The following is a 21,946-nucleotide window of genomic DNA, read 5'->3' as shown; positions in this document are numbered from 1 at the left end:
ATTTAATACATTGAAATTAAAAGTATTATTTATCACAGATTTGTAAACTGCTGTTGTTAAACAGAATTTATTAACGCCACGGAAGGCTGCTATCCAAAGTGCACAACTCAAGTGTCAGACTACTCTGACACCATCGCGTCAGGCGTTTCCCAACCCAGATGCTGACCGCCGTCCACGGTCATCAACTGCCCGGTGACGGCGCGTGCGTCCAGCAGATAGCCCAGCGCTGCGACGATTTCTTCGGGGCTCGCCCCTCGCGACAGCACCGTGGCAGCGCGCTGCTGCGCGAAATCCGATGCGGATTGCCGTGCGCCCTGCAACGTCGGTCCGGGTGCGATTGCGTTGACCCGAACGCGGGGGGCCAGCGCCTGTGCGCTTGTCTGGGTCAGGGTCCACAATGCGGCCTTGGCCAGCGTGTAGGTCGTGAACTGGGGCGTCAGTTTCAATACGCGCTGGTCGACCATGTTCACGATCAGCCCTTGCGCCAGCGGCTCGCCCCGGTCGTCGGGTTGCGGTTCCGCAACCTGGGCTGCGAACCCTTGGGTCAGGACGAACGGCGCGCGCAGATTGCTGCCCATGTGCCGGTCCCAACTCTCGCGCGTGGCGGTTTCGAAATCGTCACCCTCAAAGATCGAGGCATTGTTGATCAGCACCGTCAACGGCCCGCCCAAGGCGCGGGCGGCATCCGGGATCAACGCCGCTGTCGGCCCGTCATCCAGCAGATCGGCCTTCAGGCAGACGGCCTGCCGGCCCAAGGCGCGGACCATGTCCGCCACCTCATGCGCGGAATCCGCCGAAGTATTGTAGTGGATAGCCACATCATAGCCCCGTGCCGCCAGCCCCAGCACCATGGCACGCCCCAGCCGCGCGCCGCCGCCTGTCACCAGGGCACGGGTCACAGCAGCGACCAGACATAGACGATATAGCCCAGCGTCAGCGCCACGCCCCAGATCCGGGTGATGTTCATCCGCATGAAGACGAACGGGATCAGCAGCAGGGACGCACCGGCCATGACCCACAGATCGAACCGCAGGAATTGGGCATCCACGGGGATCGGTCCGAACAGCGTCGCAATGCCGATGATGGCCAGCAGGTTGAACATGTTCGACCCGATCACGTTGCCCAGGGCCACATCGGCCTGACGGCGCAGGGCTGCCATGACGGTCGTCGCCAGTTCGGGCAAGGATGTGCCAAGCGCCACCAGTGTCAGGCCGATCACGCTGTCAGAAAGGCCGAAATCCTGCGCGATCTTGGTCGCACCCCGGATCAGCATCTCGGCCCCGACCGGCAGGCCGATCAGGCCTGCTATCAGGAACAAGGCAATCAGTTTCCCGCTCATGTCGGGATCGGCCCCTTCCAGCTCGTCGGTATCGTCCAGTGCCGCAGCAGCGGCGTCGGCTGCACGTGCGCGGCGCGCCTGCTGGAACGACCAGCCCAGCATCAGCGCAAGGCCCACCAGCAGAACCACACCCGAAATCCAGGTCAGCACGCCCACAAAGCACAGCGCGATGAACAAGGCAGAGGCGACCAGCATCTGCACGTAGCTGGACCGCGTGTCATGTTCCGCCGTGTGCATCGTGGCCAGCAGCGCAGGCACGCCCAGCACCAGCAGGATATTGGCGGTGTTCGACCCCACGACATTGCCCAGCGCCAGCCCCGGCACACCCTCGATCACCGATTTCACAGAAATCAGCAGCTCTGGCGCGGATGTGCCGAATGCCACGATGGTCAACGACACGATCAGCGCGGGCACACCCAGCCGCAGCGACAGGTTGACCGCGCCCTTGACCAATGCGTCACCTGCAAACAGCAGGATGACCAGACCCACGATGACAAGAATCCATTCCATCAGGGATGCCCTTTTTCACAGGGGCAAGGCCCCTTGCCGATGCGGTAGCGACCGCAGTTTTTACATTTGGCGTCCGCCAGCCGTTGTTGCCCGGGAAATCTCAGCTTGCCGAAAATGCCAAGCACGACCATGCCGACCAGAAAGATGGCGACCGCTTTGATGATCATCTACAGACCGAACCGTGCGAATGCGGCGCGGTCCTCGACCGTGCCGATTGCGTCGCCGATGATCCGCGCACCCAGACGCTGAAACAGTGATTTTTTCGGGCCATAGCGGCGGAACCGCGTCTTGTCGCCGAATTCGGCCTTCATCACCGGGATCAGGTGACCCAGACCATCGACCAGACCCTTGTCCACCGCCTTTTGCCCGATCCAGACCTCGCCGGAAAAGATCGCAGGATCATCGTCCAGATGCGCCTCGCGCCGGGATTTCACATATGCGATGAAAATGCCGTGCAGATCGTCCAGCCAGCCTTTCAGCCGAGTGACGTCCTCTTCCTTTTCGGGGCGAAACGGGTCCAGCATGGATTTCGATGTGCCCGCCGTATGCACCCGACGTTCCACGCCGTAACGCCCAATCAGGTCATGCAGGCCAAAGCCTGCGGAAATCACGCCGATGGACCCCACGATACTGCCTTGATCGGCATAGATTTCATCCGCGGCACAGGCCAGCCAGTAACCGCCAGAGGCGGCCACGTCCTCGACAAAGGCATAGACCGGCACGTTCTTTTCCTGCGACAGCCGCCGGATCCGCGCGGCGATCAACGATGACTGCACAGGGCTGCCGCCGGGACAATTGATCTGCAAGGCAACGGCCTTGGGGCGGCCCTTGGTAAATGCTTTTTGCAGCACAGCCGCGAGGCCGGGATCGTCCAGGCCACGCCCGGTGGTCGTGATCGCGCCTTGCAGGCGCACCACATTCACCACGGGATCGGATTTCATAAACGGGAGGATGTTTTTCATCCCCCCGATCTAGGCTCCCGATGGCCCCGCGACAAGGCTTACTGGCGGATGCGCCAGCCAGTGCGGAAAATCCACCATATCGCGGCCAAGCAGGCGGCCATGAAAAACGCGATGGCCGCAAGGCTGATCGCCACCGGCACATCCGCCGTGCCGAAGAACGCCCAGCGGAACCCTGAAATCAGATAGACCACCGGGTTGAACATCGTGATCGTCTGCCAGATCGGCGGCAGCATCGTGACCGAATAAAATGACCCGCCCAGAAACACGAGTGGCGTGATCACCAGCAAGGGGATCAGTTGCAGCTGTTCGAAATTGCCCGCCCAGATGCCGATGATGAACCCCAGAAGGGCAAAACTGACGCAAGTCATCAACAAAAACGCAATCATCGCGAACGGGTGCTGCACGGTAATATCGACGAAAAAGAACGCGGTGACAAAGATGATCACACCGATGAACAACGCCTTGGTCGCCGCGGCCCCGACATAGCCCAAGGTGATTTCCAGAAAATTTACGGGTGCCGACAGCAGTTCATAAATCGTGCCGATGAATTTCGGGAAATAGATGCCGAAACTGGCGTTGCTGGTGGCCTGCGTCATGACCGACAGCATGATCAGCCCCGGCACGATGAACGCGCCATAGCTGACATCCTCGACCGTTTCGATCCGGCTGCCGATGGCGGTGCCGAACACCACGAAATACAGCGATGTCGACAGCACCGGACTGATCAGTGATTGCGTCAGCGTCCGGAAAAAGCGGGCCATCTCGAACACATAGATGGCGCGGATCGCGGTCCAGTTCATGCGCTTTGCTCCTTGACCAGCGTGGTAAAGATTTCTTCCAGGCTGGATTGTTGGGTTTGCAGGTCCGCCATGCGCAGCCCCGCTGCGTCGAGGTCGTTCAACACGGTGCGGATGCCGGTCCGTTCGGCGCGCGTGTCATAGGTATATGTGACGGCCCGACCATTCGGGGCCAGCACCAGATCGTATTTCGTCAATGCGTCCGGGATAGTTTCCACCGGTTCGACCAGATCGACACGCAACTCCTTGCGGCCCATCTGCGCCATCATCTCGTCCTTGTTCTGGACCAGCAGGATTTCACCCTTGCTGATGATGCCTACACGATCGGCGATCGCCTCGGCCTCTTCGATGTAATGCGTCGTCAGGATGATCGTCACGCCATGTGCCTTGAGGTCGGCCACGACGTTCCACATGTCCTTGCGCAGCTCAACATCGACCCCGGCTGTCGGCTCGTCCAGAAACAGGACCCTTGGTTCATGCGCCAGCGCCTTGGCGATCAGCACACGGCGTTTCATGCCGCCCGACAACTCCTTGATCTTGGATTTGGCCTTGTCGTCAAGGCTTAGCATTTTCAGAACCTCTGCCACACGGGCCGGGTCCTTTTTCTTGCCGAACAACCCGCGCGAAAACGATACGGTGTTTTCGACGGTCTCAAAGGGTTCCAGATTGATCTCTTGCGGCACCAGCCCGATCAGACTACGGGCCGCGCGGTAGTCCGTGACCGTGTCATGACCACCGACCGTGATTTTGCCGGACGTCGGGACGGTGATACCGCAAACGGTCGAAATCAGCGTGGTCTTGCCCGCACCGTTCGGCCCCAGCAACGCCAGGATTTCGCCCTCGGCGATATCCAGATCGACGCCGCGCAGTGCGACGAATCCACTGTCGTAGGCCTTGTGCAGGTTCTTGATGGAAACGATGGCATTCATCGGGACGGTCCTTTGCCAATTTGCCGCACCCTACACAGGCGCTTACTAATGGCAAAGCTGCAATGCCGCACAGTCGCGGCACAGCTGACGCGCACCAACTTGCCCTGTGGTCAACCTGCATTAGGTCAAATGACACAGTAACAAACAGAGGATCGCGCAATGGCACAGTCAACACAAAGACCCGGCAGCCGCTTGATGGATCGGCCTGAATACAAGTCCAAGCCAAAGCCACTGACGCGCAGCCCCGAAACCACGGTTTTCGATGCCGTGGCCGCAATGTCGGACAAGAATTATGGCTCTGTGATGGTGGTCGATGCCGACGACAAGGTAATCGGCGTCGTGACGGAACGCGACGTGATGAACAAACTGGTTGGCAAGGGCATGGACGCCAAGACGACCAAGCTGTCGGACATCATGACCGCCAATCCGCGGCTGGCCGTGGAAACCGACGACGTGACCGACTGGATGCGCCAGATGTCGAACGAACGGTTCCGCCGCCTGCCCGTCGTCGACGCCGAAGGCCGCATCAAGGTGGTCTTTACCCAAGGCGACTTTGTGTCCTACAGCTGGCCCGAACTGATCTATCAGGCGCGCACGATGGCCACGGCGAACGTGACGCGCAATTTCCCCTACTACCTGATCGGCGGTGGTATCGCGCTGTACTCGATCATCATGGTGATCGTCGTCAGCATGCTCTGACACCCGCCGGGTTCGTCCAAAGCCAAAGGGCCGGGGTTTCCCCCGGCCCTTTGTCCATCAGAAGTTGAGCGAGATATCCCGGTGCCGCGCGGAACAACCCGCGACATACAATGCCGTCTCGCGGGGCAAACGTGACTGCTGACGCAGACCGATGGTTCCCTGGATCGCCTCGTCATAGGCAATCAGACCGGGCAAGAGTTCGGTCGCAGCACGGGTCCGCCATGCGACTTCTGCCGCGAACAGTTCCTGGGCCTCGACCACGTATTCCAGACCACGCTCGGGATCTGGCGACCTGTCGTCGATCTCGTTGCGGGCATCCGACAAGAGGCCCCGGATATCGCGGGCACCCGCGACATCGCCCAGCGCGCTCTCGACTTCGCGGAACCGGACATCGGCCGTTTCCGCGTCCATCGTCAGCGCATCAGCGGCAAGCGCGTCGATCTGCGGACCCAGTGCCGCCAGCGCGTCAGCAGAGGCGATGATGCCGCGCAGTTCCGGCACAGGTTCGTAGGCCTGATCGACATTCCGGCGGTACATGTTGCGCGCCGTCTGGTTTTCCCGGTTCAGCACAGCATAGGCTTCTTGGGTTTCGGGCCAGGTTGCCGGGATCTGTGCCAAGAGCGCGTCGCGCTCTGCCTGCAGCATGTCGGCGCGGGCCAGTTGCGCCTCTGGGTCGCCGAACCCACGCGAGGCCCGCAAACGCAGCTCCTCAATCTCGGGCTCCAGCATGCGGGCGTCGCGTTCAAGTGCCCGCACAAAGGTATGCGGCTCGCGGTAGTCCTCGGCGGCAGCGTATTGTGCTGCGGTCGCATCCACGATGCGTTGCATCATCGGCATCGCCTGTTCGGCCTTGTCCAGACCATCGGTCCAGTCGTCAACCAGATCCTCTGGCAGATAGGACACGTCCAACGCACGCGCCTGCTGGATCGCCGAAGAAATCGTCGCTGAATTCGCCGCGAATTGTTCGGCCACGAATTCCTCGATGCAATACTGCAATGCCGGGTTCACCGGAGGCGGCGCGTTTTCGGATATGAGCGAGGTCCGGGCAGGCAGATAGTTCACCAGCGGCGGGTTGAACGCCACGATGACCAATGCCGCAAGCTGCAATCCGATAAAGGCCACGACCCCCTTGTAGATCTGGATGGTCTTGACCGCCGCGGGCGCGACACCGCGCAGGTAGAACAGTGCAAATCCGAACGGCGGTGTCAGGAACGACGTCTGAATGTTCAGACCGATCATCACACCCAGCCAGACGGCCGTGATATTCGCCTCTGGATCGGCCAACAGGATCGGAGCCACGATCGGCACCACGACCACCGCGATTTCGATAAAGTCGAGGAAGAAGCCCAGCACAAAGATCACCACCATGACGATGATGAATTTCGTCCAGAAACCACCCGGCAGACCTTCGAGGAAGTGTTTGACCAGTTCTTCGCCGCCAAAGGCGCGGAAGGCCGCGGTCAGCATGGCCGCACCCAGCAGGATGATGAACACCAGCGATGTCGTCTTGGCTGTTTCGACCATGACACCGCGCAGCGCGTCTTCGTTAAAGAATGCACGGATGCCCGACCAGATGATCGAGATCGTCAGCAGCGCCACACCGACGGCCGCGATGGTGACGCCGGTGCGGTCCTCTGCGGTCTGCATGTTCAGCACGTTGGTGTCGTAATTGGACAGGGCGTAGGTCACGACGCCCAGACCGACGATGGCGATGATGGCTGGCGTGAACCTCTGACCGCGCCCTTCGGGATGCAGGCGGTATCCGGCCATGATCATGGCCCCCACCGCACCGATGGCCCCGGCCTGGTTGACCGTGGCGATACCCGCGATGATCGACCCCAGCACCAGCAGGATCAGCGCCAGCGGCGGGATCATCGCCAGCAGCACGTTACCCAGGAACGCCGTGTCGTATTTGCCCTCGTATGGAACGGCAGGTGCCAGTTTGGGCCGCACGATCGCCACCACGAGGATGAACACGATATAGAGCAGGACCAGCAGCAGGCCGGGGATCATGGCCCCCAGGAACATGTCACCGGCGGATGTGGAACTGACCGCGAATTCCGTCGGCATGGACAGCTCGCCGGTTGACGACCGGTACAGGGCCTGACGCGCCTGCCCCGCCTGATCGACGGCACTGGCCAACTGGTCGGCCAGAATGATCAGCACGATGGATGGCGGAATGATCTGGCCCAAGGTCCCAGAGGCGGCAATCGTGCCCGTGGACAGCGCATTGGAATATCCGTTGCGCATCATCGCGGGCAGGGAAATCATCCCCATCGCGACCACCGTCGCCCCCACGATACCCGTGGTTGCGGCCAGCAGCGCACCCACCACGACAACCGAAATACCCAGACCACCCGGCACCGGACCGAACAGCTGCGCCATGGTGACCAGCAGATCCTCGGCGATCTTGGACCGCTGCAACATGATCCCCATGAAAATGAACAGCGGAATGGCGATCAGCGTATCCCGTTCGGGTTCCCAATAGACCCCGCGCAGGTTCGTCACCCCCGCCGACAGCCATTGTGACGGCCCGGAGTTCGAGAAATACGCCGACGTATCACCGGCAAAGACATAGCCCGTCGCGGCAGCCGCACCGATCGTCAGGATGGCAGCACCGGGCAGCGCAAACGCCACCGGATAGCCCGACCCAAGCGCCCCAGCCATGATGACGACCAGCATCAAAAGGAAGAAAAGTTCCATATCAGTATCCCTTGGATGCGATTACATCGTGCCGGCGTGCGCGTCGCGCCCGCCCGGCTCACCGCGTTTGTCAGCGATGGAATCCATAAATTGCGCCACGAACTGCACCATCATAGTGATCGCAAAGACAGCGAGGAAACCCGCCATGAAATATTTGACGTAGAGGCCAAAGCCCGCCTGCGTCACCTCAAAGACAAGGATCGGACCGACGATCACGCTGCTCGCCGTGCCAAAGCCAACGATCAGGATCGTCCAGCACAGTGTCATCCCCATGATGACGGCCCCGACAGAATTGACGCGGCCCTTTGTCTCGCGCCGCATCGAGGCGTAGAACAGGTCGACGCGCACGTGACCATCCTCGAGCAGGGTATAGGCCGAGGCAAACAGGAACAGCGCCCCGTACCAGAACCGCACAAGGTCGGACAGAAACGCCTGTTCGTAGGAAAACACAAAGCGGCTGAACACGATGGCCAGTTCGGCAATCACAACCATCAGGGTCAGCCAGGTAAACCCAAGTCCCCGGGTCACGGCACCAATGACGATACCCAGAATAATCAGCGGCACATGCAGGTAAACGCCGCGGAAATCGGCCCGCGCAAGGCTGCCGGCAAGGTCATCGCCGACGATCCCCTCCAGAAAGCCCTGCACGCGCAGGAACGACAGGATCGAATCCCCGATCCCGACCAGCAGCACCACCCAGAACGCGGCCCGCACCAGAAACCGGTTGAAATCACTGATCCGCGCCGCATCCGCCCGCAGACTGACGTCAGGGCTGCGAAGCACGTACAAAACGGCGACAGCCGCCAGCACTGCAAACACGGCGACCTGCACCAGGGACAGCGGGTTTTCCAGCCCGGCGGTGACACCCGGAAAATCGAACCAGAAGTTCAGAACAACGTTGACCATGTATCCGGCCGTCACGGCCAGCACCAACCATCCGAACCCGCGCGCAACCAATGCACGCGACGCTGACTCTTTTTCCATTCCAGTGTCTCCTGAAAATTTGTGTCTGATATCCGATCAGGGCAGACATGATATCTGCCCTGATCTGTCCCACCCCAGACCGGGCGGGGTCAGTCCCGATGGGACGATTTAGATGTCCAGAATACGGTTACGCTTCGTGACATAGGGTGCGTCCGAAAGGTTCGACCATGCACCAACCGACGCGCGCGCGTTCAGGTGGCTGTCGAAAATTTCGGCGGCCAGCGGGCTGTGATCGCGGGCCTCCTCGATCACCTCGGCAGAGGCCGAACCAAAGGCCTCGTAGACGTCATCGTTGAATTCACGCAGTTCCACGCCGTATTCGTTGATCAGACGGTTGAGGTAGACACCGTTGTTTGCATTGGCTTCTGCCATGGACACGGCGTTTTCCTCGGCACAGGCGACCTTGATGATTTCCTGGTCGATGGACGACAGACCGGACCACCAGGACTTGTTCATCCCCAGGCAAAGCTGCGATCCGGGCTCGTGGAAGCCGGGCCAGTAGTAGTACTGTGCCGCTTCATAAAGCTTGAGGAAGAAGTCGTTCCAAGGACCGACCCATTCGGTCGCATCAATCGCACCCGAGACAAGGTTTTCGTAGATCTGGCCGCCCGGGACGGACACAGGCGAGCCGCCCAGCTTGGCGATGACGTCACCACCCAGACCGGGGATACGCATTTTCAGGCCGCGCAGGTCATCGGCGGATTCGATTTCTTTGTTGAACCAGCCGCCCATCTGCACGCCGGTGTTGCCTGCCGGAAAGCCGATGACGCCGAATTCGTCGCCCAGCTTTTCGTACAACTCCTGACCGCCGCCGAATTTCATCCAGGCGTCGATTTCGGTATAGGTCAGACCCATCGGGATCGCGGTGAACGGCGACCAGCCGGCGTGCTTGCCCTTCCAGTAGTAGTCGGCACCGATATAGGCCTGAGAGTTGCCGGACGCGACTTCGTCAAAGCTGTCGAACGCACCGACGCGCTCGCCTGCCGCAAAGTAGTTCACGGCGATCCGACCCTCGGTCAGCGCCTCGATCCGTGCAGCCAGGCGCTGCGCGCTCGTGCCCAGACCAGGAAAGTCACGCGGCCATGTGGACACGATGTTCATTTCGGTCGCCGATTGCGCCAGTGCCGGTGTGGCCAGCGCAGTCGCCGCGCCACCAATGGCAGCGGACGTCAGAAATTGTCTGCGTTTCATATAGAATTCCTCCTGTTGGGCGGGCCCATCCTCCAGACCTTCGCCTCGCCCGACTATAAGGACAGTCCGCAACCGGTCCAGCATGAATTTTAGGCAACTCACGCCACAGACCTGTTTGTCGCAGGGGCGACAAAAACTTCGCCTCAAACTGCAGATTTCCGCTTTACGCCCCAAAACCACACCGCTATAGAGCCCGCAGGTTTTCCGACGTAGCTCAGCGGTAGAGCAGTTGACTGTTAATCAATTGGTCGTAGGTTCGATCCCTACCGTCGGAGCCAATTCTTCCTCAAGGTGCTGAAAAGGCTCGACTTCGGAGTTTAACTCCGATGGTTTTGACCGACATCTCCGCCGATGTTGCACACAGGTTGCACACGGCAGACACTTCGGTTGCACAGGTCAGGTCCGGGTGCCCTCGTCAGGAGGGCAAGATGCACCAATCCAGATACCTTTTCCGCAAGGGGCGCCACTACCACTTCAGGCGCCGGATCCCGGGGTTATCCACATCTATCCGCTCGGTGCAGGTCGCCTTGGGGACGACAGATGAAAACGCGGCGCATACCTGGTCCAGAACACTGACGACAGAGTTCGACGCCATGCTGAACGCCTTCTCCTTCCTGATCGACCCGCTGCCGGAAGAGCTGATCGCATCCTACATCCAGACGCGGATGCAGGTGATCATCGACGAACTGCGCCGCGAGTTGCGGATGGAACGGATGTCCGGGCGGAAGAACGCGCCCCACGCAACCCATCGCGTGCAGCGTGCGGTCCTGCGGGCATTGGTCGAAGACGGCATCGCGCCCGCGCTCGAACCCGCGCGGATCAATCCGTCGTGGACCGCGGACGAAGTGCAGGGTGCCGTGACGCTTTACGCGAACGATGTACGGGCATTGCGCGATCAGGATCAGCGCCGGCGCCTGATCCGCGATTTCGAAATTGCCACCGGCGTCAAGGCTGCGTCTCGCGAACACGAATATCAGATCATCGAGGCCCATCTTCACGCAAGGCTCGCGGCACTGGACGCCGAACAGGATTGTCGGGACCTGCGCGCGCAGGTCTATGCCGATCTTGCAAAGACGTTCATCAGCCGCGGCGAAACATTGTCTCCTGTCGCGGTGCGTGAAGTTCTGACAGAAACCGTGACTCCGCCTCCCGCAGCTCCAGCCCCATCGAAGGTCGCGGTCCTGCCGAAGCAGGTTCCGACGCAAGCGATCGAGCCTGCCCGCGCGACCCAGATCACTGCCGACGAGCGCAAGGTGTGTTTCACGCCCGGCGTCGACAAAATCCGCGAACCGTTGACGATCGACGCGCTGCGCGCACAGCAGGCCCAAGCCGAAGCGGTGGCACGGCACCACGAAAAGGTCATCGATGGTCCGGACATCGCCGGTGTCTTTTGGCGGATGGCAACGACAGACGGATTGAGCAAGGAAACGATCGCGCAGCGCGCCGCAAGCCTCCGTCTGTTCTGCCTGATCACCGGTGTTCAGCGGGTCGATGACATCCGTCAGCATCATCTGTCGGGATTCCGGGATGCCCTTGCGACCTTCCCGATCCATTTCATGAGGTCTCCGCAGGACGGTTCGAGGACAATCGAAGAGGTCATGGAGCAGGCACGTTTCTTGCCCGACTCCGAAAAGGGGCCCCACGTCTCCACACGCCAGCGCCACATCAAGTCGGTCGAGCTTCTGCTGGAGCGGGCGGCATCGGAAGGCCACGATCTGGACCCCGCCCTGAACACCAAGAAAATCAAACCGAAAGCCAAGGGAAAGAGCGCGAAGCACAAGCAGAGACCCGTGTTCACTGCGGAGGAGCTGAAAACGGTCTTTGCGCATCACCTGTGGCAAGGTGCCCAGAGCGAAGGGAGTCGACATGAGCCGGGATCGGTAATTGTCCGGGATTCGCGCTATTGGATCCCTCTCATCTTGGCCTACACCGGAGCACGCCGGGCAGAAATCGCAGGCCTCAAGATCAGTGACCTCAAGGATATCGACGGTCATCCCTGCATCGTGATTCAGGCAAACGAGTACCGTTCCATCAAGGGTGAGGAACCGGGGGAAACTGACGCGCGATTCCAAAAGACCCGCATCGTGCCGCTTCATCCGCACCTCATCGAACTTGAACTATGCAGACACGTTTCCGAGATGGCGGATCGCGGAGAAAAACTGATGTTCCCGGATGTTGTCCCAGTCCCCCGAAAGAAATCTCGCAGGGCAGCGGCTACCGACCCCGCCTTGATGGTCGACAAATTCGGCGCGTCCATCGACTACATGTGGCGCACATCGCTGGAAGCCGCCTTGGATGGCAATCCCAGAAACCTGTGCATGCATTCCATGCGTCATTACGTGAACGATTTTTTCCTGTTTTCGTCCGATGTTCTTGGAGCCGTACGCTTCGATCTAGTTGGACATGTGAAATCCGAAAATGAAGATACGAACACCTCCGTCTACCGTGGCGAAGCCCCGATCCACCTGAAGGTGGCGGCCATCAACAAGCTCCCGCGGCTGTTCTGATCACACGAGCGTCGGGTCGTCGTTCTGCGTGACGGCATCCGGGATCAGGTCAATCGTGCAGCCGGCATCTCGGACAAGGCGATCAAGGAAGCCGCGCCATGGGCCAAGCGGGATGTCGCTACCGGTGATGATGATCTTCTCCGTGATGTCGAGGATCGCGCGTTCTCCGCTTGTCCCCATGAGCATTATCGCCGAACCTTGCGCGACAAACCGGTGCCGCAGGCGCAGCCCGGCGCGGCTGGCCAGCCGATAGATCAGCGTGACCCATCCTCCACGGGATCGCCGCTCCCCATCAGGAAGGCCATGTCTGCCTGAAGGTCGTCCAGCTGCGACCGCAGGCCGGACATTTCCGCCGTTTGTGCCATGAACGCTGCGGTCTGTTCCGTCAGCCGCTCTTCGACTTCGACCAGCAGCCCGATCAACCTGACCGCGAATTCCGTCGTGATGTCCGCCTGATCCGGGTCGAGGAGCTGCAGCAGCGGGTGCAACCGCCGCACGTCCTCGCGCGTCTTGTCGAGCATCGCGTGCGTGCGGTCGTGGCCCGTATTCAGGTCTGTCATGCGAGGGTCCTTTCAAGGTGTGCGTCAGTCCAGGGAGGTTGCGGATCGCCTCGGCGACACGGCGCAGGAATACCGTCAGCGCCACCGCTCGAATGCGCGCGGCCAGTGCAAGAAGATTCAAAATCAGCACCGACGAGTATGCGCTGCCCGCGAGCTTCGGGTTGATGGTCTTGCCCGTCAGGGCGTTGCGCGGGATCAACAGACCCGGACAATCTTCGGACAAGGTCAGCGACCAAGGGGAGCCTCGTGCCCGAAGGACGTCGTTGAGCGCAGAAAGGCTGGCAGGTCGGGCCTTGAACATGACCGCGTTCAGGTCGCCCGCGAACCATGCCGCCTGTCCGGATTTCCGCCGCGCCCCGCACTGTGATCGGAGGCGCCAGAACCATCTCCGGATCAGGACGCCACACGGGTTCCGGTAGTCCAAGGAACTGGCACACGTCGCGCTCGATGCGATCAGTTTCTCGAACTGAAGTCGCGATCTCGAGATGGCGTCCGGTATAGGTCTGCCGGGCGGCAACGAGGTGGATGTGGTCGCATCGCGTGGCTTCCCTGCCCCACATCACCCAAGGCACCATTTCGGACGGCAGCCCACTAGCGGTCAGAACCCTGCGCGCGACGGCGAGCCAGACGTCGTCGGCCAGGGTCCAACCGACGGGCATCGAAAGCGTCAAATGAACAAGGCCACCGGCCTGCGGGGCCTCGAACGTCTGGAACAGGTCGCACGCCTGCCGCCATGACCGGACCGGCATCGAACCCGCCATCATCTGACCATCCTTCGACAGGTAGGACAAGATCGGGAAAGCTTGGGACGGGAATGTCGTGTAGCGCCTCATCCGGCGTTCCGGTCGATGATGGCGTTCAGCGCGGCCCTGGCGCGACGGCCGATGTCGTCGATGGCGCGCGGCTTGAGAAGATGCAGACGCCCCGCGGCCGCGCGGTCGAGTTGGTGCAGCGCGTAGCTGATCCAGGAGAGTTCGGCGACGATGGCTTCATCCCCACCGCAGCCGTAGGTCAGAGCCGCATGCGTCATGAATTTCGCACGCGTGGCAAACCCGTTCTTTTTCGCCATGTCATCGATCTGAGAAGCGACCTCCGGTGCCTGGCGGATCGTGTAGGAGATGGTTTTCGCGGGCATGACCGATCCTCTTTTCAATAACCCAGCTTACCAAGGCGGGTGGCATTGACCGAGGGCGGAGATTTCGCGCTGTCAGGTATCGAGGAGCATCTTGAATAAATACAATGCCTTACCGCAGCCGCCTCCTATCAGCGAAATCCAGACGGCAGCGATTTTCGTTCACGGAGGCGATCTGATGAAAAACAATTTCACGGGAGAATGGGAAAATGACGTCACGCCTTAGGTTCTCAAGATCAGCCTTACAGACCGCGACGGTTTAACGATAACAGAGGTCGAGGACTTCATCGCGGCTAGCGCTTGCACCTTCGGACCACCAAGTGCCCAATCCGATTAACGGACCACCCGGATTTCGATACACCTCAATCCTCTTGTCCGTTTCAATCCCGAGACAAGCTTTCTCGAATCACACGGGGAACATCATAAAAACGACCGCCAGTATTTACTCGAGAATGATCTCCGGCAAGACAATCTCCCAACTGGTCCTGCGAAGTTTCGGGCGATGGTCCTCGCCGCTTTCATAGGCATGACGGACCACGATCGCGCCGACTTCCGCCGACACGATCCGGCGTCCCGCGGGCAAGGCCCAGCCACCCTTCATGGCACCCAGCTTTCGCCCTTGCGCGTCCCGCACGGACCAGCGGCCGCCGTCGTCGGTCAGCGTGACGGCGTCGCCGACCTGTGCGGCGTTGATCGCGGACACCGATGAGTCGTGCTCCGCTAACCGTCCGGCCCAGTCGATGAAGACCTGCGCCAAGTCAGGCATCAGATAGGTCCGATCCGGCGGCATGTCAGACAGGTCGGGCGCGGGCGGGCGGCGTTGCAGGATGCCGTCGGTGCCTGCCCGCAGGAAGGGGTGCGCGCCTTGCGTGACGACCGACAGGCTACGGCGGGCGCGGGTCATCGCGACGTAGAACAGACGGCGCGGCGCGTCCGGGTCCTCGCCCTGCGATGGCCTGTCCCAGCCGCCGTCGAGGATCACCACGTCGTCGAACTCCAGCCCCTTGGCGCGGTGGGCGGTCATCAGCATCAGGCCTTGCTGTTCGCTGCGGGCATCGCGCGACCATTCGCCGAACCATTCCACAAGGTCCGGCACGGACACCGCCCCTGCCCCGACCTCTTGCGCGAGGGCCGCCACACCCACCGCGATGAGATCGGTCCAGCGGTTGCGCGGCAGCCCGTTCGCGATATCCAGCAGATCGCCCACGTCCAGAAGCCGTGTCCGGTCGGCGCCGATCCGGGCGATGAAGGTCTGCATCTCGCGCAGGCGCCACAGGCTTGGCAGGCTTTCGTTCGCCATCTCGACGGGGATGCCCTGCGCCTCGGCGTAGGACCGCACTGCGGCAAGCTGCCGCCAGTTCCGCGCGATGATCGCGGTGCGCGCCCAGGTCCAGCCGGTGTCGAGTGCTGCGAGGCGCTGCAACTCTCCCACCGCGACGGCGGCTTGTGCCGGGTCGCCCTGCACCGCCTGCAACAGCTGCACCCGCCCCTGCCCGACCGGATCGCATTGGGCCATCGCCCCGCCCGGCGGGTCGTGCCGCCGCGCACGATTGACCGTGATGTCGTGATCACGCTTCATCCGATCGGTCGCCCCGGCGATGACGGTGTTCGAGGCGGCGACGATGTGGGCGGTGGAGCGATAGTTTTCCACCAGATATTCGGGCTTGGCCCGGTAGTCCTGTTCGAACTGCCGGATGTAGCGGATCGAGGCGCCGGCGAAGGCGTAGATGTTCTGGTCGTCGTCACCGACGGCGAACAGGCTGAGCCGCATCTCTTCGTCCTCGATCGTGCGGCCTGCGACGGCCGCGATCAGGGCGTATTCCTCTGGCCCGATGTCCTGATATTCGTCCACCAGAATCCAGCGGTAGCCTTCAATCAGGGTCTCGCGCTGTGCCTCCGCCTCCGACTTGGTAAGGCCCTCGCCGTTCAGCTGGCGCACGGCCTCCATCACCAGGCCGTCGAAGTCGCGGGTTTCGGCCTGACCGCCTGCGAAACTCGCCCCGACCAGCCGCATGGCCAGCGCGTGGCAAGTCGATACCGTGACGCCGAAGGCATCGTCCCCGATCAGGTGGCGCAGCCGCGCGCGGATTTCCACCGCCGCGTGGCGGTTGTAGCTGAGCACGAGGATGCTGCGCGGATCTTCGCGGCGCACGCGGATCAGGTAGGCGATGCGATGGACCAGCACGCGGGTCTTGCCGGACCCAGGCCCCGCCAGCACCAGCACGTTGGTGGCGTCACGGTCATCGGCGACGATGCGCTGCTGCACCGGGTTGTCCAGCACGTCGACAACCGCCTTCCACGACCTGGCCGTGGTCTGGCGCTTCACCTCAGTCGCGCGGCCTTTCATCCAGCGGCCCATGAAGGCGTCCTGATCGAGCGTGAAGTAATCCTGCGACAGCCGCGCCGCGTCATCCATCGAGGCGAGGCCGCGTTCCGCATAGGCCGCCATGACATGCGTCTGCACGGTCTGCTCGGCGTAGTGTTCCTCCAGCGGGGTGAAGTCCTTGACCAGAAACCCCGCCTTGCCCGGTGCCAGTTGCAGGGTCATCGCGGGGCGGAACACGGTCAGCCCCTTGCCCAGCGTGACGACGCCCTGTTCGTGCAGCCACATCACGGCACGATCCATCATCCGCGTCATGTCACGAACCTGCCCCCGCAGAAGCGCATCCCCTGTCAGGCTGGCCAGCATGTCGCCGAGAGTCGTCTCGACCTGAAGGTCCTTCCCTTTGACGCCCTTCTCGAGCTTGCCCAACAGGTGATCGAGCAGCGCCCCGCCCGCCTGCCGCCGCAGATCGGCGGTCGTGGTCAGCACCGACCACGACCGTTGCAACGCCACAAACAGCGTCTGTCGGTTGACCTTGCGCAGCCGGATATTGCCTTTGCCGCCGTCAAGGTCCTTGCCATCATGCGCCATGCCGCGCAGCAGCTTTTCGACTACATCGGGGCGCACGTCCGCATGTCCGCCGTCGCGCAGGGTCTGGCAGGCCTGTTGCAGGTTGAACGGCAAACTCACGCCATCCTCTGCCTCTGGTGCCTGTTCGCGCATCAGGGCGACAAGGTCGGTTTCCAGCCGTGTCGCCTGTGCCAGACGCCCGCGGGAATCGTCGCGCACGCCCGCATGGACAAAGACCGTCACGGCGGTGTCGTTGCGGGCAATCCCCAGAACTTCCAAATCGGCCATTGCCTTGGTCAACTGCCCGCCCGTCAGGCCGCTGACGCCCGTCAGCTCGTCGGTCGAGATGCCGATGTCCTTGGGCGCATTCATCAGGTGGCGCACGATGTCGCTGAGTTGCGTGCGGCGCGCGCCGGTGATCTGCGCCGCTTCCAGCCGCGCCTGCGCCTCCTCCAGCGTGCGGATCCGCAGGGACGACGGGAAGACCTGCACCCGATTCTCCTCGCGCGAGAGGAGTTTCGATTCCTCCAGCCATGACAGCGCCGTCTTGACCCGCGTGTCGTCGGTGGCGCTTTCGCGCTGAAATTCGCGGTCGTGTTCGTGGCGCACGATCTCTCCCGCGGTGGCGACCACCGTGCCGGTGCTGCGCGACCGCGTGTCCATCCGGCGGATGGCCTTCAGGATCGCACCGATTTCGTGCCGCGCAAGGCGGGACCGCGCGGACAGGGAAAACTGCCGTTCCACATCGTCCTGCGCGAAGAGCAGCACGCAACTGGCATGGTCGCGGTCACGTCCTGCGCGGCCTGCCTCTTGCAGGTAGTTCTCAAGCGAACCGGGAATGTCGCCATGCACCACCAGCCGGATGTCCGGCTTGTCGATACCCATGCCGAAGGCGTTGGTGGCGGCGATCACCCGCAGATCGCCGGTGCGGAAGCGTTCCTGGATCGTCTTCTTTTCGTCGGGGGTCAGTCCGGCATGAAACCGTTCCGCCGCTAGCCCCTGCTGTTGCAGGAACTCCGCCACCTTTTCGGTCGCGCCACGGGTGGCACAATAGACGACCGCGCCTGATGCGCCTTCCGTCGGCAGGCGTTGTTCGATAACGTCGAGGATATCGCTGAGCTTGGTGCTGCGCCCAGTCGTGCGCACCTCGAAGCTGAGGTTGGTGCGGGACGCCCCGCCGTCCAGCAGCATCAGCTCGGTCCCCAGCCGCTCTTGGAAGTGATCGCGGATATCCTTGACTACCTCCGGCTTGGCGGTGGCGGTCAGGCAGATGACCGGCGCGGGGTCCATGTCGCCCGCCGTCTCCTTGATGAAGCGCGAGACGTAGCGGTAATCGGGCCGGAAATCGTGACCCCATTTCGAGACGCAATGCGCCTCGTCCAGCACCCAGAGTCCGATTTCACGCTGCTTCAGCACGCTGCGCACACCGACGCTGCGCAGCTGTTCGGGCGAGATCAGCAGCATCGCGGCCTCGCCCATCCGCACCTTTTCCAGCGCATCCTGCCGTTCAGGCACGGACAGCAGGCCGTTGACGGTGACGGCGGCGGAAATGCCGGAACGTTCCATCCCGGCCACCTGATCGGCCATCAGGGCCACGAGGGGTGAGATCACGACTGTCAGCGCGCCGGTGCGGTCGTATTTGGCCAGCGCCGGGATCTGATAGCAGACCGACTTGCCCGTGCCGGTCGGCAGGATGCCCAGCAAGCTTTGGCCCTGCATCCCCTCATCGACGATGCGTTCCTGCAAGGGGCGGCCTGCGTCATCCACAGGGGTCGGCCGATAGCTCTCAAACCCGAACCAGCGCGACAATGCCTTGACCGGATCGCCTTTCTCGCGGCACCAGGTGCAATCGGCATTGTCGCAGGCGGTATCGCGCAGGCGTCTGACCATGCGCGCGGCATCCGGAAACTGCAACCGCACCCAAGGCGGCATGACGGACTCGCCGCCCGCGACCGAGATCCACGCCATCGCATAGGCCAAGGGCCACCGTTGTATGGGCGACCCGACATTCTCCATCACAGCACCCAAGGCTTCGGTGCAGCTGTGGCCTGACAGCACCCGTGCGATGGCGTGCTGTGCCTCTGACGGCGTAGGTACAGCTGCCCCCCGGACATGGCCGAACACCGCGTCGAACCCTGCCCCCTGCGCCCCACGGGCGGTCAGGAAATGATAGGCGGCGACCACATGGGGCGACCGGGCGTCGAGGGCGCGGAACGCTTCCACCTGATTGCGCAGCACGTCGAAGACCAGACGGGCATCCGCCTCTGGATCGTTCACATGGCCCGACAGCAACCGCCCGTCGTGATAGTGTTTGACGAGGTGGTGATACGGGTTGCGCGGAAACGCCAATGGGTTAAGCCACAGCGTATCGATCGGCGCCTCCGCCAGCCGCGCCAGCCGTGGCCGGATCGCCAGCAGATGCGGCAGGTCGTGGCGCAGGATATTGTGGCCGATCAGGTGCCGCATGTCCCCGGCGGCGGCTTCGATCTGGTCAAGGGCTGCGTCAACCTGCCCCCGCTTGGCCCGGATCGCGTGGCCCCCATTGCCCGACACCGCCGCCAGATCGAAGACGCGCGCGGTCTTGGGATCGACCTCCAGATCCACGGAAAGGCAATGCGTCAGAAGCGCTGCGTGCTGATCGGCAGAATGTGACAGACATCACCAACAAGGTTTTCAAAACACATATCAGTCGATCCAAGTCGCGCCCGTCAAGGATCGAAACAATTCGCGCTGAGGACCGGGTTAGTATGTGGCCTGAGAACACACATTCCTTAATGCACCTTGCCGAATTTCTTGGTGAGGTCACGTTACTTCAGTATTTCAAAAAACTAGACGCGTGTAAGATCTTTACCTTCTCTTGCGTGTTACTCGTTGCGGAATGGTACTTCGTTCAACCTGGCTGTGACTACCGCCCTTTAATAACCTTTCGGTATCCAAGGACCGCTCACGGCCCAGAGCGGACCTTGACCAAGGTCAATGACGCTGCGGTGCGGCGTCACCGAACCGGACACTCGTGCATCGCGCAGCATTTTGAGATTGCGAGTGACGGCAAAGTGGACAAAGCGCCCATTTACTGCAGTTGCGCCATTGGCTGCTTTTCATAAGATGCTCCGGCTTTGCCCTGAAACTCTCAACTAACCCAAAGCGAGCTGAGGGTAATTATAGGCCTCGGGATACTCCATTGGCTTGAAAGGGCCTTTGGGCACTACTCCATTCCAGCTGCGTCCAAAATAGCCTTGGCGGCAGTGTATGAGTGATCCTGCGGTCGAGATGCCGGGCAATGCGTGGACACGGCAGAGCCAGCGCCACAAGTGGGCGTAGTCAAGGATTCGCGCACCGTTAAGTTTCATCCGAACATAGTAGACGGGATCGTGCCGATAGAGTGTCGGGAACAGGCGCAGGTCCGTCTCGGTGAACTCCGCCCCGGTCAGAAACGGGCGACCATCCGACAAACGGCCGTCAAGCGCGGCAAGGGTCTCGAAATATGCGTCAAAAGTGGCGGCATAAATCGCTTGATCGGACGAAAACCCGGCTTTGTAGGCGCCGTTATTGATTGTCGTGTAGACAAGTTCATTCAGCGTTTGGATCTCCTGCCGACGTGTCGGATGATCGGGGTAGAGCCACACCCGGTCAGCGCTTGGGATCGTGCTCCCCAAGGCTTCGGCATGGACATCAAGCATGCGGATGACCTCTGCACTTTCGTTGTTGACGATCCGACCGGCGACTTTGTCAAACAAAATGGGAAGGGACTGCTCTTGCGAGCCTTCGGCCAGATAGATTTGCCTGGCCAAACGCAGGCGTTTTCCGGTGCCCGTCTCATGTGTGCATTCGGGCAAGGCATTCCCGGTCAATGTCGCAATCCTGTCGGGCGCGAACTGCCACAGGTTGGGACCTTCGGGGTCGTCATCACCCGTCCGGTTCGGGAACGCCACATCCATCGTGATGCCATTCTGAAGGCCCAGCACATTGCGCGCGAGGGTCACGCGGTGACACCATGGGCAGTTCAGCGCAACGAACAGGTGATACCGGCCTGACTCTGGCGCAAAATCCGGATCGCCGATGGCATTGCGAAAGCCGCTGACGCCGCGCACGAACTCGCCCCGCGCGCGGCGTTCCCTGGCGTTTGACTGGTCTTCTTGTGTCGAGATGTCCTTGGTCATGGCTATCCTCTCAGCCGGTGGTGCAGGATGATCGGCACGGCGAGGTCTTCTTCATCCGTCAGGTGACGTTTCAGAAAGGCCTCGATGACCCGGCTGGTGTCATGCACCACACCGGCCTCGTCGCGGGCCTGCGCCTCATCGAGCGCTGACAGCTTGATCACACGGTTGGCTTGCCGGGTAAACTCATCCAGTACCCTGTCCAGATCGGCGTGATCCTGTTCCAGTACGTCCAGGCCGGCGGCGAACCGCGGATCCGCCGCCGCAAGTTCCGGGAAATAGCTGCGGTCTTCCCAGCCATGATGGCCATGCAGGTTCCCGACTAGGTTGCCGCCATAGTATGAGAGACGCCCGGCATAATCATCCAGCGAAACGTCCTTGGCCAGCACAGCTTCGGTATCCAGCCGGATGCGTTCCGCCACGCGGCGGAACATCTGATGCGCACCCAGCCAGTGCATGGTCTTTTCCCGGAAACCGGGATGGGCTTCCCAGCTGTCGCGGGGATCGCGCGCCAGCAGGGTTTGCATCTCGGCGGGCATCGCGCTTTCGCGGATATGATAGGTATCGAACATGGCACACTTCC

General features: G+C 61.6%; 17 protein-coding genes and 1 tRNA gene. 3 read left to right on the top strand and 15 right to left on the bottom strand.

The genetic code is table 11. The features are described from left to right. Positions 1–119 precede the first annotated feature (119 nt). Genes AN189_RS12630 through AN189_RS12605 form a run of 6 tightly spaced genes read right to left on the bottom strand, consistent with a single transcriptional unit; the run spans position 120 to position 4,537 of the window. Positions 120–899 carry an SDR family oxidoreductase gene (locus AN189_RS12630; protein WP_083484399.1) on the bottom strand — a complete coding sequence of 260 codons (780 nt, stop codon included), beginning with the start codon at positions 897–899 and terminating at the stop codon, positions 120–122. Further along, positions 896–1,852: a calcium/sodium antiporter gene (locus tag AN189_RS12625; protein ID WP_056036430.1), complete on the bottom strand. Its 957-nt coding sequence runs from the start codon at positions 1,850–1,852 to the stop codon at positions 896–898. The genes AN189_RS12630 and AN189_RS12625 overlap by 4 nt, the downstream gene beginning before the upstream one ends. Continuing rightward, positions 1,849–2,016 carry a hypothetical protein gene (locus AN189_RS19375; protein WP_056036429.1) on the bottom strand — a complete coding sequence of 56 codons (168 nt, stop codon included), beginning with the start codon at positions 2,014–2,016 and terminating at the stop codon, positions 1,849–1,851. The genes AN189_RS12625 and AN189_RS19375 overlap by 4 nt, the downstream gene beginning before the upstream one ends. After that, entirely contained in the window at positions 2,017–2,811 is a 795-nt protein-coding gene (locus AN189_RS12615) for a S49 family peptidase (RefSeq protein ID WP_056036427.1), read from the bottom strand. It abuts the gene before it with no gap. 38 nt (positions 2,812–2,849) lie between these two features. After that, positions 2,850–3,611, bottom strand: coding sequence for an ABC transporter permease (locus AN189_RS12610; RefSeq protein ID WP_056036425.1), 762 nt, complete (start codon positions 3,609–3,611; stop codon positions 2,850–2,852). Then, on the bottom strand, positions 3,608–4,537 hold the full coding sequence (locus AN189_RS12605; protein ID WP_056036423.1) for an ABC transporter ATP-binding protein: 930 nt from the start codon (positions 4,535–4,537) through the stop codon (positions 3,608–3,610). Before AN189_RS12605 ends, AN189_RS12610 begins: the two co-directional genes overlap by 4 nt. 159 nt (positions 4,538–4,696) lie before the next feature. Here AN189_RS12605 and AN189_RS12600 point away from each other — a divergent pair, with 159 nt between their 5' ends. Then, positions 4,697–5,236, top strand: coding sequence for a CBS domain-containing protein (locus AN189_RS12600; RefSeq protein WP_056036421.1), 540 nt, complete (start codon positions 4,697–4,699; stop codon positions 5,234–5,236). 57 nt (positions 5,237–5,293) lie between these two features. Here the strand turns inward: AN189_RS12600 and AN189_RS12595 are convergent, their stop codons facing one another. The 3 genes from AN189_RS12595 to AN189_RS12585 all read right to left on the bottom strand — a co-directional run bounded on the left by AN189_RS12595 (position 5,294) and on the right by AN189_RS12585 (position 10,114). After that, positions 5,294–7,939, bottom strand: coding sequence for a TRAP transporter large permease subunit (locus tag AN189_RS12595; RefSeq protein WP_056036419.1), 2,646 nt, complete (start codon positions 7,937–7,939; stop codon positions 5,294–5,296). 21 nt (positions 7,940–7,960) lie between these two features. After that, positions 7,961–8,923, bottom strand: coding sequence for a TRAP transporter small permease subunit (locus AN189_RS12590; protein WP_056036411.1), 963 nt, complete (start codon positions 8,921–8,923; stop codon positions 7,961–7,963). 108 nt (positions 8,924–9,031) lie between these two features. Next, complete coding sequence (locus AN189_RS12585; protein ID WP_056036409.1) at positions 9,032–10,114, bottom strand: TRAP transporter substrate-binding protein; 1,083 nt, start codon at positions 10,112–10,114, stop codon at positions 9,032–9,034. A gap of 203 nt (positions 10,115–10,317) precedes the next feature. On the opposite strand from AN189_RS12585, the gene AN189_RS12580 reads away from it, so the two are divergent. Together AN189_RS12580 and AN189_RS12575 are read left to right on the top strand one after the other, a co-directional pair. After that, a tRNA-Asn gene (locus tag AN189_RS12580) sits at positions 10,318–10,392 on the top strand. A gap of 150 nt (positions 10,393–10,542) precedes the next feature. Further along, a complete protein-coding gene (locus tag AN189_RS12575; RefSeq protein ID WP_157057486.1) occupies positions 10,543–12,621 on the top strand; it encodes a hypothetical protein in 2,079 nt (692 codons plus the stop codon). Here the strand turns inward: AN189_RS12575 and AN189_RS12570 are convergent, their stop codons facing one another. The 6 genes from AN189_RS12570 to AN189_RS12535 all read right to left on the bottom strand — a co-directional run bounded on the left by AN189_RS12570 (position 12,622) and on the right by AN189_RS12535 (position 21,935). After that, the gene (locus AN189_RS12570) at positions 12,622–12,807 is read right to left on the bottom strand and encodes a hypothetical protein (RefSeq protein WP_157057485.1); all 186 of its coding nucleotides are present in this window, start codon (positions 12,805–12,807) and stop codon (positions 12,622–12,624) included. Between the two features lie 68 nt (positions 12,808–12,875). Beyond that, positions 12,876–13,181: a hypothetical protein gene (locus tag AN189_RS12565; RefSeq protein WP_056036404.1), complete on the bottom strand. Its 306-nt coding sequence runs from the start codon at positions 13,179–13,181 to the stop codon at positions 12,876–12,878. An 829-nt stretch (positions 13,182–14,010) separates the two neighbouring features. Next, entirely contained in the window at positions 14,011–14,316 is a 306-nt protein-coding gene (locus AN189_RS12555) for a hypothetical protein (protein ID WP_056036400.1), read from the bottom strand. Between the two features lie 439 nt (positions 14,317–14,755). Then, on the bottom strand, positions 14,756–19,672 hold the full coding sequence (locus tag AN189_RS12550) for a RecQ family ATP-dependent DNA helicase (RefSeq protein ID WP_216597747.1): 4,917 nt from the start codon (positions 19,670–19,672) through the stop codon (positions 14,756–14,758). A gap of 668 nt (positions 19,673–20,340) precedes the next feature. Beyond that, positions 20,341–21,366, bottom strand: a complete 1,026-nt coding sequence (locus AN189_RS12540; RefSeq protein ID WP_056036394.1) for a glutathione S-transferase C-terminal domain-containing protein — start codon at positions 21,364–21,366, stop codon at positions 20,341–20,343. Between the two features lie 2 nt (positions 21,367–21,368). After that, the gene (locus AN189_RS12535; protein ID WP_056036391.1) at positions 21,369–21,935 is read right to left on the bottom strand and encodes a hemerythrin domain-containing protein; all 567 of its coding nucleotides are present in this window, start codon (positions 21,933–21,935) and stop codon (positions 21,369–21,371) included. Positions 21,936–21,946 lie beyond the last annotated feature (11 nt).

The sequence above is a fragment of the Loktanella sp. 3ANDIMAR09 genome (genome assembly GCF_001420005.1).
Lineage (GTDB): Bacteria > Pseudomonadota > Alphaproteobacteria > Rhodobacterales > Rhodobacteraceae > Loktanella.
This window is presented reverse-complemented; position numbering and strand designations above follow the sequence as displayed.

Excerpts from the sequence above, each read along its gene's own strand:
- AN189_RS12610 (WP_056036425.1), bottom strand. The coding sequence starts at position 3,611 with ATGAACTGGACCGCGATCCGCGCCATCTATGTGTTCGAGATGGCCCGC.
- AN189_RS12615 (WP_056036427.1), bottom strand. The coding sequence starts at position 2,811 with ATGAAAAACATCCTCCCGTTTATGAAATCCGATCCCGTGGTGAATGTG.
- AN189_RS12605 (WP_056036423.1), bottom strand. The coding sequence starts at position 4,537 with ATGAATGCCATCGTTTCCATCAAGAACCTGCACAAGGCCTACGACAGT.
- AN189_RS12555 (WP_056036400.1), bottom strand. The coding sequence starts at position 14,316 with ATGCCCGCGAAAACCATCTCCTACACGATCCGCCAGGCACCGGAGGTC.
- AN189_RS12550 (WP_216597747.1), bottom strand. The coding sequence starts at position 19,672 with ATGCGGCACCTGATCGGCCACAATATCCTGCGCCACGACCTGCCGCAT.
- AN189_RS12535 (WP_056036391.1), bottom strand. The coding sequence starts at position 21,935 with ATGTTCGATACCTATCATATCCGCGAAAGCGCGATGCCCGCCGAGATG.
- AN189_RS12540 (WP_056036394.1), bottom strand. The coding sequence starts at position 21,366 with ATGACCAAGGACATCTCGACACAAGAAGACCAGTCAAACGCCAGGGAA.
- AN189_RS12575 (WP_157057486.1), top strand. The coding sequence starts at position 10,543 with ATGCACCAATCCAGATACCTTTTCCGCAAGGGGCGCCACTACCACTTC.
- AN189_RS19375 (WP_056036429.1), bottom strand. The coding sequence starts at position 2,016 with ATGATCATCAAAGCGGTCGCCATCTTTCTGGTCGGCATGGTCGTGCTT.
- AN189_RS12595 (WP_056036419.1), bottom strand. The coding sequence starts at position 7,939 with ATGGAACTTTTCTTCCTTTTGATGCTGGTCGTCATCATGGCTGGGGCG.
- AN189_RS12590 (WP_056036411.1), bottom strand. The coding sequence starts at position 8,923 with ATGGAAAAAGAGTCAGCGTCGCGTGCATTGGTTGCGCGCGGGTTCGGA.
- AN189_RS12585 (WP_056036409.1), bottom strand. The coding sequence starts at position 10,114 with ATGAAACGCAGACAATTTCTGACGTCCGCTGCCATTGGTGGCGCGGCG.
- AN189_RS12600 (WP_056036421.1), top strand. The coding sequence starts at position 4,697 with ATGGCACAGTCAACACAAAGACCCGGCAGCCGCTTGATGGATCGGCCT.
- AN189_RS12570 (WP_157057485.1), bottom strand. The coding sequence starts at position 12,807 with ATGCTCATGGGGACAAGCGGAGAACGCGCGATCCTCGACATCACGGAG.
- AN189_RS12565 (WP_056036404.1), bottom strand. The coding sequence starts at position 13,181 with ATGACAGACCTGAATACGGGCCACGACCGCACGCACGCGATGCTCGAC.